The sequence below is a fragment of the Brevundimonas sp. FV1ye28 genome, from assembly GCF_058681135.1.
This window is the reverse complement of the sequence record NZ_CM178731.1, coordinates 882015-896547: the sequence shown is the minus strand read 5'-3', so window position 1 is coordinate 896547 and position 14533 is coordinate 882015. Positions and strand designations below refer to the sequence as shown.

General features: G+C 66.9%; 16 protein-coding genes. 10 read left to right on the top strand and 6 right to left on the bottom strand.

The window, feature by feature from the left end; genetic code table 11:
• Positions 1–5: 5 nt before the first annotated feature.
• Together parC and ACW171_RS04570 are read left to right on the top strand one after the other, a co-directional pair.
• The gene (gene parC, locus ACW171_RS04575) at positions 6–2207 is read left to right on the top strand and encodes a DNA topoisomerase IV subunit A (protein ID WP_492095916.1); all 2202 of its coding nucleotides are present in this window, start codon (positions 6–8) and stop codon (positions 2205–2207) included.
• On the top strand, positions 2204–2554 hold the full coding sequence (locus tag ACW171_RS04570; RefSeq protein WP_492095915.1) for an arsenate reductase: 351 nt from the start codon (positions 2204–2206) through the stop codon (positions 2552–2554). The genes parC and ACW171_RS04570 overlap by 4 nt, the downstream gene beginning before the upstream one ends.
• A gap of 368 nt (positions 2555–2922) precedes the next feature.
• Here the strand turns inward: ACW171_RS04570 and ACW171_RS04565 are convergent, their stop codons facing one another.
• Together ACW171_RS04565 and ACW171_RS04560 are read right to left on the bottom strand one after the other, a co-directional pair.
• Entirely contained in the window at positions 2923–3162 is a 240-nt protein-coding gene (locus tag ACW171_RS04565) for a hypothetical protein (RefSeq protein ID WP_492095914.1), read from the bottom strand.
• A gap of 71 nt (positions 3163–3233) precedes the next feature.
• A complete protein-coding gene (locus tag ACW171_RS04560) occupies positions 3234–3785 on the bottom strand; it encodes a hypothetical protein (RefSeq protein ID WP_492095913.1) in 552 nt (183 codons plus the stop codon).
• A 202-nt stretch (positions 3786–3987) separates the two neighbouring features.
• On the opposite strand from ACW171_RS04560, the gene ACW171_RS04555 reads away from it, so the two are divergent.
• The 8 genes from ACW171_RS04555 (at position 3988) to ACW171_RS04520 (ending at position 11225) form a co-directional block, all read left to right on the top strand.
• Positions 3988–4398 carry a DUF6249 domain-containing protein gene (locus ACW171_RS04555; protein WP_492095912.1) on the top strand — a complete coding sequence of 137 codons (411 nt, stop codon included), beginning with the start codon at positions 3988–3990 and terminating at the stop codon, positions 4396–4398.
• Positions 4399–4425: 27 nt separating this feature from the next.
• Positions 4426–4989, top strand: coding sequence for an RNA polymerase sigma factor (locus ACW171_RS04550; protein WP_492095911.1), 564 nt, complete (start codon positions 4426–4428; stop codon positions 4987–4989).
• Positions 4979–5398 (top strand): hypothetical protein, encoded by a 420-nt coding sequence (locus ACW171_RS04545; protein WP_492095910.1) that lies wholly within the window; start codon positions 4979–4981, stop codon positions 5396–5398. The genes ACW171_RS04550 and ACW171_RS04545 overlap by 11 nt, the downstream gene beginning before the upstream one ends.
• A gap of 60 nt (positions 5399–5458) precedes the next feature.
• Complete coding sequence (panB, locus tag ACW171_RS04540; protein WP_492095909.1) at positions 5459–6295, top strand: 3-methyl-2-oxobutanoate hydroxymethyltransferase; 837 nt, start codon at positions 5459–5461, stop codon at positions 6293–6295.
• A gap of 99 nt (positions 6296–6394) precedes the next feature.
• Positions 6395–7165 carry a tetratricopeptide repeat protein gene (locus ACW171_RS04535; protein WP_492095908.1) on the top strand — a complete coding sequence of 257 codons (771 nt, stop codon included), beginning with the start codon at positions 6395–6397 and terminating at the stop codon, positions 7163–7165.
• A gap of 29 nt (positions 7166–7194) precedes the next feature.
• Positions 7195–8646, top strand: a complete 1452-nt coding sequence (locus ACW171_RS04530) for a PQQ-like beta-propeller repeat protein (protein WP_492095907.1) — start codon at positions 7195–7197, stop codon at positions 8644–8646.
• 32 nt (positions 8647–8678) lie between these two features.
• Positions 8679–10292: a ribosome biogenesis GTPase Der gene (gene der, locus ACW171_RS04525; protein WP_492095906.1), complete on the top strand. Its 1614-nt coding sequence runs from the start codon at positions 8679–8681 to the stop codon at positions 10290–10292.
• A gap of 108 nt (positions 10293–10400) precedes the next feature.
• Complete coding sequence (locus tag ACW171_RS04520; RefSeq protein ID WP_492095905.1) at positions 10401–11225, top strand: alpha/beta fold hydrolase; 825 nt, start codon at positions 10401–10403, stop codon at positions 11223–11225.
• 19 nt (positions 11226–11244) lie between these two features.
• Here the strand turns inward: ACW171_RS04520 and ACW171_RS04515 are convergent, their stop codons facing one another.
• The 4 genes from ACW171_RS04515 to ACW171_RS04500 are packed head-to-tail and all read right to left on the bottom strand — an operon-like array spanning position 11245 to position 14533.
• Complete coding sequence (locus ACW171_RS04515; protein ID WP_492095904.1) at positions 11245–12000, bottom strand: SDR family NAD(P)-dependent oxidoreductase; 756 nt, start codon at positions 11998–12000, stop codon at positions 11245–11247.
• A 39-nt stretch (positions 12001–12039) separates the two neighbouring features.
• A complete protein-coding gene (locus tag ACW171_RS04510; protein WP_492095903.1) occupies positions 12040–12387 on the bottom strand; it encodes a VOC family protein in 348 nt (115 codons plus the stop codon).
• Positions 12388–12393: 6 nt separating this feature from the next.
• The gene (gene purF / locus ACW171_RS04505; RefSeq protein WP_492095902.1) at positions 12394–13908 is read right to left on the bottom strand and encodes an amidophosphoribosyltransferase; all 1515 of its coding nucleotides are present in this window, start codon (positions 13906–13908) and stop codon (positions 12394–12396) included.
• Positions 13909–13936: 28 nt separating this feature from the next.
• Positions 13937–14533, bottom strand: a complete 597-nt coding sequence (locus ACW171_RS04500; protein WP_492095901.1) for a CvpA family protein — start codon at positions 14531–14533, stop codon at positions 13937–13939.

The following is a 14533-nucleotide window of genomic DNA, read 5'->3' as shown; positions in this document are numbered from 1 at the left end:
CGCCCATGACCATCCACACCCCTCCGCCCGAAGGCGGCCGTATCATCGACGAGCCGATGAGCGACGCTCTGTCGCGGCGTTACCTCGCCTACGCCCTGTCGACGATCACCAACCGGGCCCTGCCGGACGTGCGCGACGGGTTCAAGCCGGTGCACCGGCGGATCATGTTCGCCATGCACCAGATGCGGCTGAACCCGCAGGCGGCGGCGCGGAAATGCGCCAAGGTCGTCGGCGAGGTCATGGGTACCTATCACCCGCACGGCGACGCCTCGATCTATGACGCCCTGGTCCGCCTGGCCCAGGACTTCGCCCAGCGGTATCCCCTGGTCGACGGGCAGGGGAACTTCGGCAATATCGACGGCGATAACGCCGCGGCCATGCGCTACACCGAGTGCAAGCTGACGGCGGCGGCCGTGCTGCTGATGGACGGAATCGACCAGGATTCCGTGGACTTCCGGCCCACCTATGACGATCAGGATGAGGAGCCGATCGTTCTGCCGGCGGGGTTCCCGAACCTGCTGGCCAATGGGTCGTCGGGGATCGCCGTGGGCATGGCGACCTCGATCCCGCCGCACAACGTCGGCGAACTGATCGACGCCTGTCTGCTGCTGCTCGAGAAGCCCGAGGCGACGACGGGCGAGCTGGCCGAGATCGTTCCGGGGCCGGATTTTCCCACGGGCGGGGTGGCGGTCGAGGGGCATGCCTCGATCCTTGAGGCCTATGAGACGGGGCGGGGCGGGGTGCGTCTGCGGGCGCGCTGGGAGCGGGAGCCGCTGGAGCGGGGCGGCTACCAGATCGTCATCACCGAGGTTCCATATCAGGTCCAGAAGGGCAAGCTGATCGAGGCCCTGGCCGAGCTGATCGAGCAGAAGAAGGCACCGCTGCTGGGCGACGTCCGCGACGAGTCGGCCGAGGACATTCGCGTCGTCATCGAGCCCAAGAGCCGCAACATCGACGCCGACAGCCTGATGGAGAGCCTGTTCCGGCTGTCGGACCTGGAGATCCGTTTCCCGGTCAACATGAACGTGCTGGATGCGACCGGTACGCCTCGGGTCATGGGGCTGAAAGCCTGTCTGCAGGCCTTCCTGGATCATCGGCGCGAGGTGCTGAACCGGCGCTCGCAATGGCGGATCGAGCGGGTCGAGAAGCGGCTGCACCTGTTGGAAGGGCTCAGGATCGTCTTCCTGAACCTGGACGAGGTCATTCGGATCGTCCGCGAGGAGGAAACGCCCAAGGCCGTGCTGATCGCCCGGTTCGGCCTGTCGGAGATGCAGGCGGACTACATCCTCGACACCCGTCTGCGTCAGCTCGCGCGGATCGAGGAGATGGCGATCGAGAACGAATACAAGGCGTTGGCCGAGGAACTTGCGAACCTGCAGGCGCTGACCTCCTCGCCCGCCAAACAGTGGAAGAAGATCGGACAGGAGCTTCAGGCGACGCGCAAGGCCATGGTCTCGCCGCGCCGGACGACGATCGCGGAAGCCGTGGACGCATCGGCCTTTACGCCCGCCGAGGCCTTCATTCCGAAGGAAGCCATCACGGTGATCCTGTCCGAGCGCGGCTGGATCCGCGCGGTTAAGGGCAAGGTCGAGGATCCGTCGGAGCTGAAGTTCAAGGAGGGCGATTCGCTCGGCTTCCTCGTGCCCGGGTTCACGACCGACAAGCTGCTGGTGGCGGCGTCGGACGGGCGGGTGTTCACGGTCGGGGCCGACAAGCTGGCCTCCGGGCGCGGCCACGGCGAGCCTCTGCGGCTGATGATCGAGCTGGAGGAGAGCGCGGCCATCATCGCGGTGCTGGCGCATCAGCCGGGCTCGAAACTGCTGATGGCCTCCAAGGCCGGATATGGCTTCATCGCGCCCGAGGACGAACTGCTGGCCCAGAAGCGGGGCGGGAAACAGGTGCTGAACGGTGACCTGCTGGCTGCGATCCGGGTCACGGGCGACCATGTCGTGACCATCGGCGAGAACCTGAAGACCCTGATCTTCAAGGCCGAGGAACTGCCCGAGATGGGCCGCGGGAAGGGCGTGAAGCTGCAGTCTTTCAAGCAGGGCGGACTGACCGACATCGCCGTCTTCATCGGCGAGGCGGGCCCCGAGTGGGTTGATGGCGGCGGACGTCGCCGGAACTGGCCGGACTGGAAGGACTGGCTCGGCAAGCGCGCCGGAGCGGGGCGGATGGGACCGCGCGGTTTGAGGAAGTTCCGGTGATCCCCACCCTCTACGGCATCCCCAACTGCGATACGGTCAAGAAGGCGCGGGTCTGGCTGGATCAGCACGGGCGCGCCTTCACCTTCCATGACTACAAGAAGTCGGGGATCGACCGGGCCACGCTGGAAGGCTGGGTCGCCGAGCACGGGTGGGAGATCGTGCTGAACCGCGCGGGGACGACGTTCCGGGCGCTGGATGCGGCGGACAAGGAGGGGCTGGACGCGGAAAAGGCCATCGGCCTGATGCTGGCCCAGCCGTCGATGATCAAACGGCCGGTGCTGGACCTCGGCGACCGGACGATCGTCGGGTTCAAGCCGGAGATCTATGAGCCGGCGTTCCCGAGCTGAAGTTCTGTCCAGATTTGTCCGCTGAAAACACCCTGACAAAACGGACAAAACGGACGAAGGTCGGAAAATGCCAATAGAATCAGAGGCGGACGGCGGATGCGCCGATGAAGTTGGTCCGGCGAGTGGACGGGATGTTGGACGTGTCAAAGACCGTCCTGTGCAGATGGCGCGACAAGGTCGCTGGTGCAAGGCATAAGTAGGAAATAAATCCTCAACGCCCCGATTCCGCTCATCCCCGCGAAAGCGGGGACCCAGTGCTTTCGCGGGGCACGGTGCGTGGGATTGATGTCAGTGAAATGTGGGCCGCGACCGAGCGCCCACAGAACTGGGTCCCCGCTTTCGCGGGGATGAGCGGGAGATAGTGAGGTTTACCCCTCGACGTCCGTCTCGGGGCGGTCGTGGCCGTCGGCGCGTTCGGTGACCCAGGCGCCGGTCGAGTCGGCGTATTCGATCATGGCGGTCTGGTCGGCGACGCGCTGTTCGCGGCTGGCGCGGACGGCGGCGGCCTTGGCGGCGTCATGATCCGGGAAGGTCTCGGAGAAGGTGTCGCCGACCTTGTAGGCCCAGCCGCCGTCGTGTTCGACGATCCGATAGGTGACGTGGCTCATGGCGGAACTCCTGTTGGTTTCGGTCTAGATGGCATTTTCTCCGCGACCTTGCATCCACCCATACAGGCGACCTACTCGGCTTCGAGCGCCGCCAACTGAGCCTCGTCCGCATCCATGTAGGCGAGGCAACGCGCCTTGCGGGCCTGGAGCGCTGGATCTTCGACGGCCTGAAGGGCGGCCCGGGACGCGATCGTGCGGGCGTCGGGCGGCGTCGTGGCGGTGCAGACGAACACCGGAGCAGCATTCGCCGGCATCAAGGCGAGGACGCCGGGCGCATTGAGGGTCAGGGCGGTGGCGAGGGCGTCCTGGAGCCCTTCGGCATACATGCCGTCGGTCGCGGGCTGGATGGCGGGGACCAGGGCCAGCCATTCGGGGGCGCCGGTCGCGATACCCTGCAGCACCTTGTCGAACCCGGTCGGATCGGCGGGGCCGGTCAGGACCAGAACCGTATGCTGGGCGCCGTCGGCGGCGATCAGATTGGCGATGTGCTCGGCCGTCAGGGGCTGTGGTCCGGTATCGGGCGGCACGACCTCGGTCCCGCTTTCGTCGATCGCGTCGGTTCGGGGCGAGCATCCGGCGGCGAGGAGGACGCAGACGGCAAGGGCGACAAGGCGGACGGTCATGGCGATCTCCGTGGATGCAGGAACGCTAGGGTACGGCAGAGACGCCCGCCAGGGTCCGGCGCCGGCAGATCAGACGTCGTCAGGCTTCACCTTACGAAGATTTCACGTCGGTGATCGCATCCGTTGGGCGCCGCCGCCGCCTCTTGTGATCAGAAGGCCCGGGCATCAGGCTCCGGTCATCATCGAAAAGAGGGGACATCCCATGGAAGAGTTCGTTGGAATCTTCGCCATCTTCGCCGTCTTCGGCACCATCACCGCCATCATCGTCGGCCCGACCTACTTCAAGAGCCGCGAGCGTCGCGAGATGCAGGCGACCGTCCGCGCCGCCATCGACAAGGGCCAGCCCCTGCCGCCCGAGGTCATCGAGGCCCTGAGCACCGAGGCGACCAAGAACATCCCGTCGCGGACCCGGGACATCCGCCGGGGCATCATCTGGCTGGCCGTCGGTATCGGCATGGCGGGGTTCAGCATCATCAACGAGATGCGCAGCTTCGGCGACGACTGGAGCGACGGCCCCAACTTCGACGGCAGCCTGCTGGGTCTGTCCGCAATCCCGATCACCATCGGTCTGGCCTTCATCGTTCTGAGCTTCTTCAACAAGAACAAGGACTGAGCCCGGGTACAGACAGGGGGAACTGTCATGCCAAAGGCCCTGATGGACCAACACGATGTCGAGCTCGCCGCCCTTGCGGCGGCGGGCGGACGTCGAGAGTTCGGCGAACTGGTCCGCCGCCACGGCTCTGCCGTGCGATCCCTGCTGCGACGCATGGGCGCGCAAGGCTCCGAAGCCGACGATGTCGCGCAGGACGCCTTCCTGCAGGCGTTCGAGAAATGCGCCGAGTTCAGAGGCGAGGGCACCTTCGCCGCCTGGGTCAAGCGGATCGCCGCGCGCCTGTATCTCAAGCGCAAGGCCAGGGACGCCCGCTATGTCGCCGAGATCGAACCGGGAGAGGACGACATCGCCCCGGCGCGGGATCAGGCGGGGCTGGTCGATCTGGACGAGGCGTTGAAGTCGCTCAGCGAAACCGAACGCCTTTGCGTGTCCCTGTGCCATGGCGCGGGGCTGTCTCATCCCGAGATCGCCACGGCCATGAATCTGCCGCTTGGAACGGTGAAGTCTCATGTCAAACGTGGTCTGGATAAACTCCGCGCCCGGCTTTCGCCGGATGTCGGGCAGCCGGGGAGGTCGACCCATGTCGGCTGATGAATTCGATCCGATGATCGAGCGGCTGTTCGCCCGCTCGCCCCAGATGGCCGATGCGAGCCTGTTCGCGGCGGAGGTCGAGACCAAGCTGCATTCCTCCAGCCGGGTTCGCACCCTGGCCCTGACCGTCGCTGGTCTGGTCGGCGGGGTGATCGCGGTGAAGGAATCGATGAACCTGAACCTGCGCCTGTCCGACAGCCAGGCGCCCGTCGCCGGGCGGGTGATCGGGCAGGGGTTCGAGGCGGCGAGCGTCAATGTCCAGACTGCGGTGGGTTCGGGCCTGTCGCAACTCGGTCTGGCGGACGTCAGCCTGGGGTCGATGGGGGGGATGCAGATGTTCTGGATCGCCGCCGGCGCCCTGATCGCCCTGGCCGCCGCCGGGGTGGTGAGGCTGTCGCAAGACGTCTGATCCCGGGTCGACGGGAGGGATGGGGACGCCTATCTCTCCGCCGCCACAAGCGGAGCTGACATGTCGAGCCAGAAACAGGAAACCGTGAAGCGGATCACGGTGCCGGAGATCACCGGTCGCAAGGGCGGCGAGCCGATCGTCATGCTGACCGCCTATGACGCCCCAATGGCCGAGATCATGGATGCGCACTGCGACGTGCTTCTGGTCGGAGACAGCCTGGGGATGGCGGTGCACGGCATGACCTCCACCGTCGGGGTCACCATGGAGATGATGATCCTGCACGGGCAGGCGGTGATGCGGGGTTCTAAGCGGGCCCTGGTGGTCATCGACATGCCGTTCGGCAGCTATGAGGCCGGGGTGGAGCAGGCCTATGCCAATGCCGTGCGGATCCTGAAGGAGACTGGGGCCCAGGCCGTGAAGGTCGAAAGCGGGCCGGAAGTCCCGGCCACCATCGAATATCTGGTCAGGCGGGGCGTGCCGGTGATGGGGCATGTCGGCCTCTTGCCCCAGTCGATCAACATCGACGGCTCTTTCAAGGCCAAGGGGCGCGAGGCGGCGGAACACGCGCGGATCCTGCAATCGGCCCACGATACGGCGGATGCCGGCGCCTTTGCGGTGGTGATCGAAGGGACGGCCGAGGGGCTGGCGCGCGAGATCACCGAGGCGATCTCCAAGCCGACGATCGGCATCGGCGCCTCGGCGGCGTGCGACGGTCAGGTGCTGGTGACGCCGGACATGCTTGGGCTGTTCGACTGGACGCCGAAATTCGTGCGGAAGTACGCCGACCTGCGCGGTGAGATCGACCGTGCGGTCGAAACCTATGCGGCCGATGTGAAGGCCCGCCGTTTTCCTGCCGAAGTCGAGACCTACTTCTCCAAAAAGCCGGCTCTGCCGTAGTCCCCGTCTTGTCTTCAACAGGCGTTGCGAGGGCGATGGCGACCCTCTAGGGTCCGCGCCGATTGGCTTTTCAGCGTTTTTCTTGGGGCGGCTCCGCTAGTGACTGATGTCTTCGAAGAGGTCGAGGAGGAGATCCGCTCCGAACGCCTCAAGCGCCTGGCGCGCAACTGGTTGCCCATCGCGGGCGGAATCCTGCTGGTCGCGCTGATCGCCGCCCTGGCGTGGTGGGGCTGGCAGAGCTTCCAGACCAGCCAGGCCCATGCGGGTTCGATCGCCTATCAGCGCGGTCTCGAAGCCCTTCAGAACGGCAACTCGGCCGGGGCGGAGACCGCCTTCACCGAGGCCGGCGACAAGGGCAACGGCGCCTACAAGGCCATGGCCCTGCAACAGCGGGCCGGCCTCGCCGTGGCCGCGAACCGCATTCCCGACGCGATCCGGCTGCTCGACGACGCCGCCAAGGCCTCGGGCGATCCGATCCTGCACGACACGGCCGTCTACAAGTCGGTCCTGCTGATGATGGACAACGGCGCGACGCTGGAAGACCTGGAGGCCAAGCTGGAGCCCCTAACCAAGGAAGGCCGCCCGCTGGTGCCTTTCGCGCAGGAAGCTCTGGGCATGGCCCGCCTGCAGTTTAACAAGCCGGCCGAGGCGCGCGAGGTCCTGGTGCTGCTGACCCTGGGTCAGGACGTGCCCGATTCGATCCGTCAGCGCGCCCAGGCCGCCATCGGCATGATCGACACCGGCGTCGCCGGCGGCCTGCCGGCCATCGTCGCGGCCCAATCGGTCACGCCACCGGCGGCCCCGCCCGCCCCGAGCCCCGAACAACTCGCCCAGGCTGCCCAAGCTCAGGCTGGGGCCGCCCAACAGTGAATACCCGCCTGATGACGACCGGAGCTCGGATGACGACCGCAACGCGCGTGCTGAAGACCGCCATCGTGCTGGGGCTGGCCGCCTCGCTGACGTCCTGCGCCTCGGCCCGGCGGATCCTTCCGTTCGGCCTGGGGCAGGACGACGAGCCGCAGGCCACGGCCAGCGAGGGGCAGCGCATCTCGATCCTGTCGTTCGAACAGCAGCTGGCCCCTGCGGCCGGTCTGGCGGGTCGCGACTTCTTCCTGCCGGGGCCGGTGGCCGCGACAGCCTGGCCGATGCCGGGCGGCAACGCCGAGGCCTCGATCGAGCATGTGATCGCTGCGCCCGAGTTCACCATCGGCTGGCGTCGTCGCATCGGCGAAGGTTCGGCCCGTGATCGTCAGGTCATGGCCCCGGTCGTCGCCGACGCCGGCAAGGTCTTCGTCATGGACGGCGAATCGACCGTCACGGCCGTGGACGCCGGATCGGGCGCCGTGGTCTGGAAGGTCGACGTCAAGCCGACCGGTCGTGAAGCCTCGGGCGGCGTGTCCGCCTTCGGCCTGCCGATTGCCTTTGTCTCCGAAGGCGGCGGCTCGCTGAGCGGCGGTTTCGGCGGCGGCGTGGCCGTCAGCGGCGGTAAGGTTTTCGTAGCCTCGGGCTATCGCACCATGACGGCGCTCGACGCCAACACAGGCGCGGTCGTCTGGACCCAGCCGGTCGAAGTCCCGATCCATGGCGCTCCGACGGTGGCGGGCAACCGCGTCTTCGTCATCGACGTGGACAATCAGATCATCGCTTTCAACACCGCGACGGGGCTGCAGGACTGGTCGTATCGCGGCATCGTCGAGCCGGCCCGCGTCCTGCGCGCGTCGAGCCCGTCGGTCAGCGGCGACACGGTCATCGCGCCCTTCTCGTCCGGTGAAGTGGTCGCCCTGCGCGCCACCAACGGCCAACCGGTCTGGAACCAGGTCCTGTCGCGCACCAGCCGCACCAGCGCCCTGTCGGAGATTCGCGACATCGCGGGTCGTCCGGTCATCTCGCGCGGTTTCGTCTACGCCGTCAGCCACTCGGGCGTGATGCAGGCCATGGACATTCGCACCGGCCAGCCCAAGTGGTCCCTGCCGGTCGCCGGCGTGAACGCGCCCCTGCCGGCCGGTGACGTCGTCTATGTCGTGTCGAAGGCGGGCGAACTGACCCTGGTGAACCGCGATAGCGGCGCTGTCTACTGGACCCGCGACCTGAACGAGGGTCGCGTGCGTCAGGAGGGCGGCTTCCTGGGCTTCTGGGATCGCACCGTGCGGCCGGAATGGTCGGGTCCGATCCTGGCCTCGAACCGACTGGTTCTGGTCAACTCGGACGGCGAGGCCGTGGCCTTCGATCCGAAGACGGGCGCCCTGCAACAGACCCTGCGTCTCGGCGCACCCGCCTATATCGCTCCGGCCGCCTACAACGGCGCGCTCTACGTCCTGACCAATGACGGTGAACTGGTCAGCATCCGCTGACCAAACGCCGCGAATTACGCTAGAAGGCCGACATGGCACTGAAGCTCGCCATCGTCGGCCGCCCCAATGTGGGCAAGTCGACACTGTTCAACCGCCTTGTCGGCAAGCGTTTGGCGCTCGTCGACGATCGCCCGGGCGTGACCCGCGACCGTCGCTATGCCGACGGCAATCTGGGTGACATGGACCTGACGCTGATCGATACGGCGGGCTATGAGGACGTCACCGACGACAGCCTCGAAAGCCGGATGCGTGAGCAGACCGAGCTGGCGATCGAAGACGGCGACGTCATCCTGTTCATGATGGACGCCCGCGAAGGCGTGACGTCGCTGGACGAAATCTTCGCGGAACGCCTGCGTCATCAGTCCAAGCCGGTCATTCTGCTGGCCAACAAGTCCGAGAGCCGTGAGAGCGGTGGCGGGGTGGGCGAGGCCTATTCGCTGGGCTTCGGCGAGCCGGTCGCGATCTCGGCCGAGCACGGCGAGGGGATGGCGGACCTGTACGCTGCCCTGGTGACCGCCAGCGCCGACATCTTCATCGAAGAGATCGACGAGCCCGACAAGCCGATCCGCATCGCCATCATCGGCCGCCCGAACGCCGGCAAGTCGACGCTGATCAACCGTCTGATTGGCGAGGACCGGATGCTGACCGGCCCGGAGGCGGGGATCACGCGCGATAGCATCTCGGTCGATTGGGAATACGAAGGCCAGAACATCCGCCTGGTGGACACCGCCGGGATGCGTCGCAAGGCGCGGGTGCAGGAGAAACTGGAGAAGCTGTCGGTCGCCGACACCATTCGCGCCATCACCTTCGCCGAAGTCGTCGTTCTGGTCATGGACAAGGACAACGCGTTCGACGTGCAGGACCTGCAGCTGGCCGATCTGGTCGAGCGCGAGGGCCGGGCGTTGGTCTATGTCGCGGCCAAATGGGACCTCGAAGACCAGCCGCAGGCCAAGATGGCCGAGTTGAAGAGCCTCGCGGAGAACAAGCTGCCCCAGCTCAAGGGATCCGAGTTCGTCGCCCTGTCCGCGCACTCGGGCCGCGGCGTGGAGCGGCTGATGCCAGCGGTGCTGAAGGCGCACGCGACCTGGTCGGTGAAGGTCAAGACCAAGGACCTGAACGACTGGCTGTCGATGGCGACCCAGAGACACCCGCCGCCCGCCGTCGACGGCAAGCGGATCAAGACCAAATACATGGCCCAGACCAAGGCCCGTCCGCCGACCTTCGTGCTGTTCGCCAGCCGTGGCGGAAACCTGCCCGAGCATTACATCCGCTACCTGACCAACTCCATTCGCGAGAGCTTCGATCTGCCCGGCGTGCCGATCCGGCTGACGGTCAAGGGCGGGTCCGAAAACCCGTATGCGACCGGCGGCGCCAAGTCGGGGCCCGAACGCTACAAGGGCGACGCCAAGACCGCGCCCCGGGCCGTCCGCAAGAAGTCGGAAGAGGAAAGCCGTCTGCCCGGCAAGGCGCTGGAGCAGAAGAAGACCCGCGTCGCCAAGCCGCGCGTCATCGGGGCGGTGAAGTCGAGTGCGTCGAAGAAGGCAGGTTCGTCCGTTGCGATCCAGAAGGGCGCTCGCGGCGGGGCGAGGCAGGTGTCGCGGTCCGGACGCGTTCGAACCGGGCAGAAGCACGCGCCGAAGAAGTAGGCCTCCGTCGGCCCGAGTTCGCGTTGAAACCAAAGGTGACGCGATTGGTCAGGCCAATGTCGCGCTAACGGTGATATGGTCACGCTTCCCCTTGTCAGGAGCCTCCCCATGCCGATGATCACCACCGCCGAGAACGTCGAAATCTTTTACAAGGATTGGGGTACGGGGCGGCCGATCGTCTTCTCCCACGGCTGGCCGCTGTCCGCCGACGACTGGGACACCCAGATGCTGTTCTTCCTGCACAAGGGGTTCCGCGTCATTGCGCATGACCGGCGCGGCCACGGCCGTTCGACCCAGACGGCGACCGGCAACGAGATGGACACCTATGCCGACGACCTGAAGGTGCTGTTCGAGGCGCTGGACCTGAAGGACGCCATCATGATCGGTCACTCGACCGGCGGCGGCGAGGTGGCGCGCTTCCTGGGTCGTCATGGTACCAGCCGCGTGTCCAAGGCCGTGCTGATGGGCGCGGTGCCGCCGGTCATGGTCAAGTCCGACGCCAATCCGGGCGGTCTGCCGATCGAGGTGTTCGACGGCTTCCGTGCGGCGCTGGCCGCCAATCGAGCGCAATTCTACGTCGATGTGCCGGCCGGGCCCTTCTACGGCTTCAACCGGCCGGGCGCGAAGGTCGATCAGGGCGTGATCGACAACTGGTGGCGTCAGGGGATGATGGGCGGGACCAAGGCCCATTACGACTGCATCAAGGCCTTCTCGGAAACGGATTTCACCGAGGATCTGAAGTCGATCGATATCCCGGTGCTGGTCCTGCACGGCGACGACGACCAGATCGTGCCAATCGCAGACTCGGCGATGCTGTCGGCGCCCCTGCTGCCCAAGGGGGTGCTGAAGGTGCTGCCCGGCCTGCCGCACGGCATGGCCACGACCCACGCCGATCAGGTCAACGCCGAGCTGCTGGCCTTCATCGAGGGCTGAGACCGAACCCGGCGGCGCCCTAGATCAGGGCGACGGCGGGGAGATTCCCCTGCCATTCCTTGAACGAGACGCGCTGCGGCGGCGTGAGGTCGCTGCGCGCGAGTTCCACGACCAGCGGGCCGATGTCCGACGGGTGGGGCAGGGTTTCCGGATCTTCGCCCGGGAAGGCCTGGGCGCGCATCTGGGTGCGCATGCGGCCGGGGTCGAGGACGCTGAGGCGGACGGATGTGTTCTCGATCTCGTCGGCCCAGGAGAGCATCAGGGCCTCGGCGCCCGCCTTGGTCGCGGCGTAGAGACCCCAGAAGGCCTTGGGCTCCCGCGCCAGGCTGGTGGTCAGGTGGATGATGCGGCCCGCGTCGGAAGCCCGCAGCAGCGGCTCCAGCGAGCGGATCAGGCGGTAGGTCCCGGTGAAGTTGGTCTTCTCGATCTTGGCGAAGCCGCGCGGATCGATGTGGCTGACGGGCGTCAGGCCTTGCGCGCCCAAGGTGGCGGCGGCGTTGACCCAGATATCCAGCTTGCCGAAGCGGCTGAAGATGGCGCCGCCCAGACGATCGATGCCGCCGCCGTCGATCAGGTCGAACGGAACCAAGGTCGCGTGCTTGCCCGTCGCGGCATAGATCTCGTCGTCCAGCGCTTCGAGAGCGCCCTGGGTGCGGGCGGCGGCGACGACGTGGGCGCCGGCCTTGGCCAGGGCCAGGGCGGCCTCGTAACCGATGCCGCGCGAGGCCCCGACGACGAGGGCGATGCGATCATTGAGAGGGAGGTCGGAAGTCATCGCGCCTGATAGCGCGACGACCCCGATGGCGAAAGCCGCCTAGTAGCCTTCCGCCGCCTGCCAGAGGCTGAAGCTCACGCCCTGGTCGTCGCAGACGGCGCAGGAGAGGCCGGTGGGGCTTTCGGCGGGGATGGCCGCCTTGCCGCCGAGTTCGTTGACCCGCGCACAGGTCGCGGCGATGTCCTCGACCCGGAAATAGAGGTGGGCGTGGCTGCGGGCGCGTTCGACCTTGGTGAAGCCGAACGGCGGATTGCTGTCGGCGACGTGGGCGTAGGTCGACTTCGATGCCTCCTCGTCGAAGGTCCAGCCGAACAGGGCACCGTAGAAGGCCTTGGCCTTGGCGATATCGACCGTGTCGAGGGTGAAGTAGCCGAGGTTCGTCGTCATGGAAGCTTAAGCGCTGACCAGCAGGGAAAGTTGCCGGGTGACCGCGTCGCGGCCGCCTTCCTCGATCTCGCGGTCCACGAGGCGGGTCGGATAGTCGCCGGTGAAATAGTGGTCGGTGAACTGGGGCGCAGCGTCGTTGCGGCCGGTCTCGCCCATCGCCTTGTAGAGACCGTCGACGGACAGGAAGCCGAGCGAGTCGACCTCCAGCATCTGGCGCATCTCTTCCATGGTCTTGTTGGCGGCGATCAGCTGGTCCCGCTCCGGCATATCGATGCCGTAGAAGTCGGGCCACAGAATCGGCGGCGAGGCCGAACGCAGGTGGACCTCGGTCGCACCGGCGTCGCGGACGGCGCGGACCAGTTTCACCGAGGTGGTGCCGCGCACGATGGAATCGTCGATCAGGACGACGCGCTTGCCCTCGATCACCGATCGGTTGGGGCTGTGCTTCATGGCCACGCCCTTCTGGCGGGCGCCCTGGCTGGGCTGGATGAAGGTGCGTCCCAGATAGTGGCTGCGAATGATGCCCATCTCGTAGGGGATGCCGCTGGCCTGGGCATAGCCGAGGGCGGCGGGGACGCCGGAGTCGGGCACGGGCACGACGACGTCGGCCTCGATCGGGAACTCGCGGGCCAGGCCCTCGCCCATGCGTTTGCGGACGCCATAGACCGAACGGCCATTCACGACGCTGTCGGGGCGGGAGAAGTAGACGTATTCGAACAGGCAGGGGCGGGCGGCCCGGGTCTGGAACGGCTTCATCGACCGCAGGCCCTCATGGTCGATGACGATGACCTCGCCATGTTCGACGTCGCGCACGAAGGTCGCGCCGATGGTGTCGAGCGCGCAGGTCTCGGACGCCATGACCCAGGCGTCGCCGAGCTTGCCCAGCACCAGCGGGCGGATACCCAGCGGGTCGCGGGCCCCGATCATCTTGGTGCGGGTCTGGGCGACCAGGGCATAGCCGCCTTCGATGCGGGCGAGGGCGTCGATGAAGCGGTCGACGATCTTGGCCTTACGGCTGCGGGCGATCAGATGGAGGATGACTTCGGAGTCCGAGGTGGACTGGAAGATCGAGCCCTCGCCGACCAGCTGGTTCCGCAGGTAGTGGAAGTTGGTCAGGTTGCCGTTGTGGGCGATGGCGATGCCGCCCTGGTCCAGGTCGGCAAACATCGGCTGGATGTTGCGCAGGAAGCTGCCGCCGGCGGTGGAATAGCGGGTATGGCCCACGGCCGCCGGGCCGGGCATGCGTTTGGCCAGGTCCGTGCCGCCGAAGGCCTCGCCCACATGGCCCATGTGGCGTTCGGTGTGGAAACGCTCGGTGTTGACCGAGGCGATGCCGCAGGCTTCCTGGCCGCGATGCTGGAGAGCGTGGAGGCCGAGGGCGACGATGCCCGAAGCTTCGTCCTTGTCCGCGCCCCAGACGCCGCAGACGCCACATTCCAGGCGCGGACGGTCGTCGTCCGCGTCGCGGTGATGCTCGCGGTGGACGACCGGAGCGGAGATGTCGTGAGGCAAGCTGCGCATCGTGGGGGCTCCGATGACAGGCGAAATTCTACTGGGCGGCGGACGGGCGCGAGTTAGGGCCGGTTTGGGGCGAGGGCAAGGCTTGATCGTTCGAAAAGCCTCTGCGAACGGACGAATCGACGACGGGGCTGATGGCGTCGGCTCCGCGACCTATGCCGGGCAGGATGATCTGGATGGCGCGGGCGGCGCCGGCGCTGAGCGGACGCAGAGTCGCCTCCGAGAGCCAGGACGGTGTGCGCTCGCCCGGCATGGCAGCGACGATGACCAGGTGGATCGCGCCCAGCAGCACCAGCGAACGGCCCGCGCCGACGAGGATGCCGACGAAACGGTCGATGGTCCCGAGCGTGGGATGGGCCTGAGCGCGCTTGGACAGAACCGAGCCGAAGATGCGGATGCCGAAATAGACCACCAGGAAGCTGATGATGGCGGCGAAGATCGAACCTGCCCAGTCGGGGTCGATCAGCATCCGCCCCAAGGGCGCGGTCAGGGGCAGGGCGACCAGGGCCAGAAAGGCGGCCAGAACGAAGCTGAGAAGGGTGATGATCTCGCGTGTGCCCCCGCGAACCCAGCCGGCGGCGGCTGAGGCGAGGATCACGACAATGGCGAAGGCGTCGAAGCCGGTCAT

Bases quoted from the DNA above. Each gene is read 5' to 3' on its own strand.
- parC (WP_492095916.1), top strand. From the start codon at position 6: ATGACCATCCACACCCCTCCGCCCGAAGGCGGCCGTATCATCGACGAG.
- ACW171_RS04565 (WP_492095914.1), bottom strand. From the start codon at position 3,162: ATGAGCCACGTCACCTATCGGATCGTCGAACACGACGGCGGCTGGGCC.
- ACW171_RS04560 (WP_492095913.1), bottom strand. From the start codon at position 3,785: ATGACCGTCCGCCTTGTCGCCCTTGCCGTCTGCGTCCTCCTCGCCGCC.
- ACW171_RS04555 (WP_492095912.1), top strand. From the start codon at position 3,988: ATGGAAGAGTTCGTTGGAATCTTCGCCATCTTCGCCGTCTTCGGCACC.
- ACW171_RS04550 (WP_492095911.1), top strand. From the start codon at position 4,426: ATGCCAAAGGCCCTGATGGACCAACACGATGTCGAGCTCGCCGCCCTT.
- ACW171_RS04545 (WP_492095910.1), top strand. From the start codon at position 4,979: ATGTCGGCTGATGAATTCGATCCGATGATCGAGCGGCTGTTCGCCCGC.
- panB (WP_492095909.1), top strand. From the start codon at position 5,459: ATGTCGAGCCAGAAACAGGAAACCGTGAAGCGGATCACGGTGCCGGAG.
- ACW171_RS04530 (WP_492095907.1), top strand. From the start codon at position 7,195: ATGACGACCGCAACGCGCGTGCTGAAGACCGCCATCGTGCTGGGGCTG.
- der (WP_492095906.1), top strand. From the start codon at position 8,679: ATGGCACTGAAGCTCGCCATCGTCGGCCGCCCCAATGTGGGCAAGTCG.
- ACW171_RS04520 (WP_492095905.1), top strand. From the start codon at position 10,401: ATGCCGATGATCACCACCGCCGAGAACGTCGAAATCTTTTACAAGGAT.
- ACW171_RS04515 (WP_492095904.1), bottom strand. From the start codon at position 12,000: ATGACTTCCGACCTCCCTCTCAATGATCGCATCGCCCTCGTCGTCGGG.
- ACW171_RS04510 (WP_492095903.1), bottom strand. From the start codon at position 12,387: ATGACGACGAACCTCGGCTACTTCACCCTCGACACGGTCGATATCGCC.
- purF (WP_492095902.1), bottom strand. From the start codon at position 13,908: ATGCGCAGCTTGCCTCACGACATCTCCGCTCCGGTCGTCCACCGCGAG.
- ACW171_RS04500 (WP_492095901.1), bottom strand. From the start codon at position 14,533: ATGACCGGCTTCGACGCCTTCGCCATTGTCGTGATCCTCGCCTCAGCC.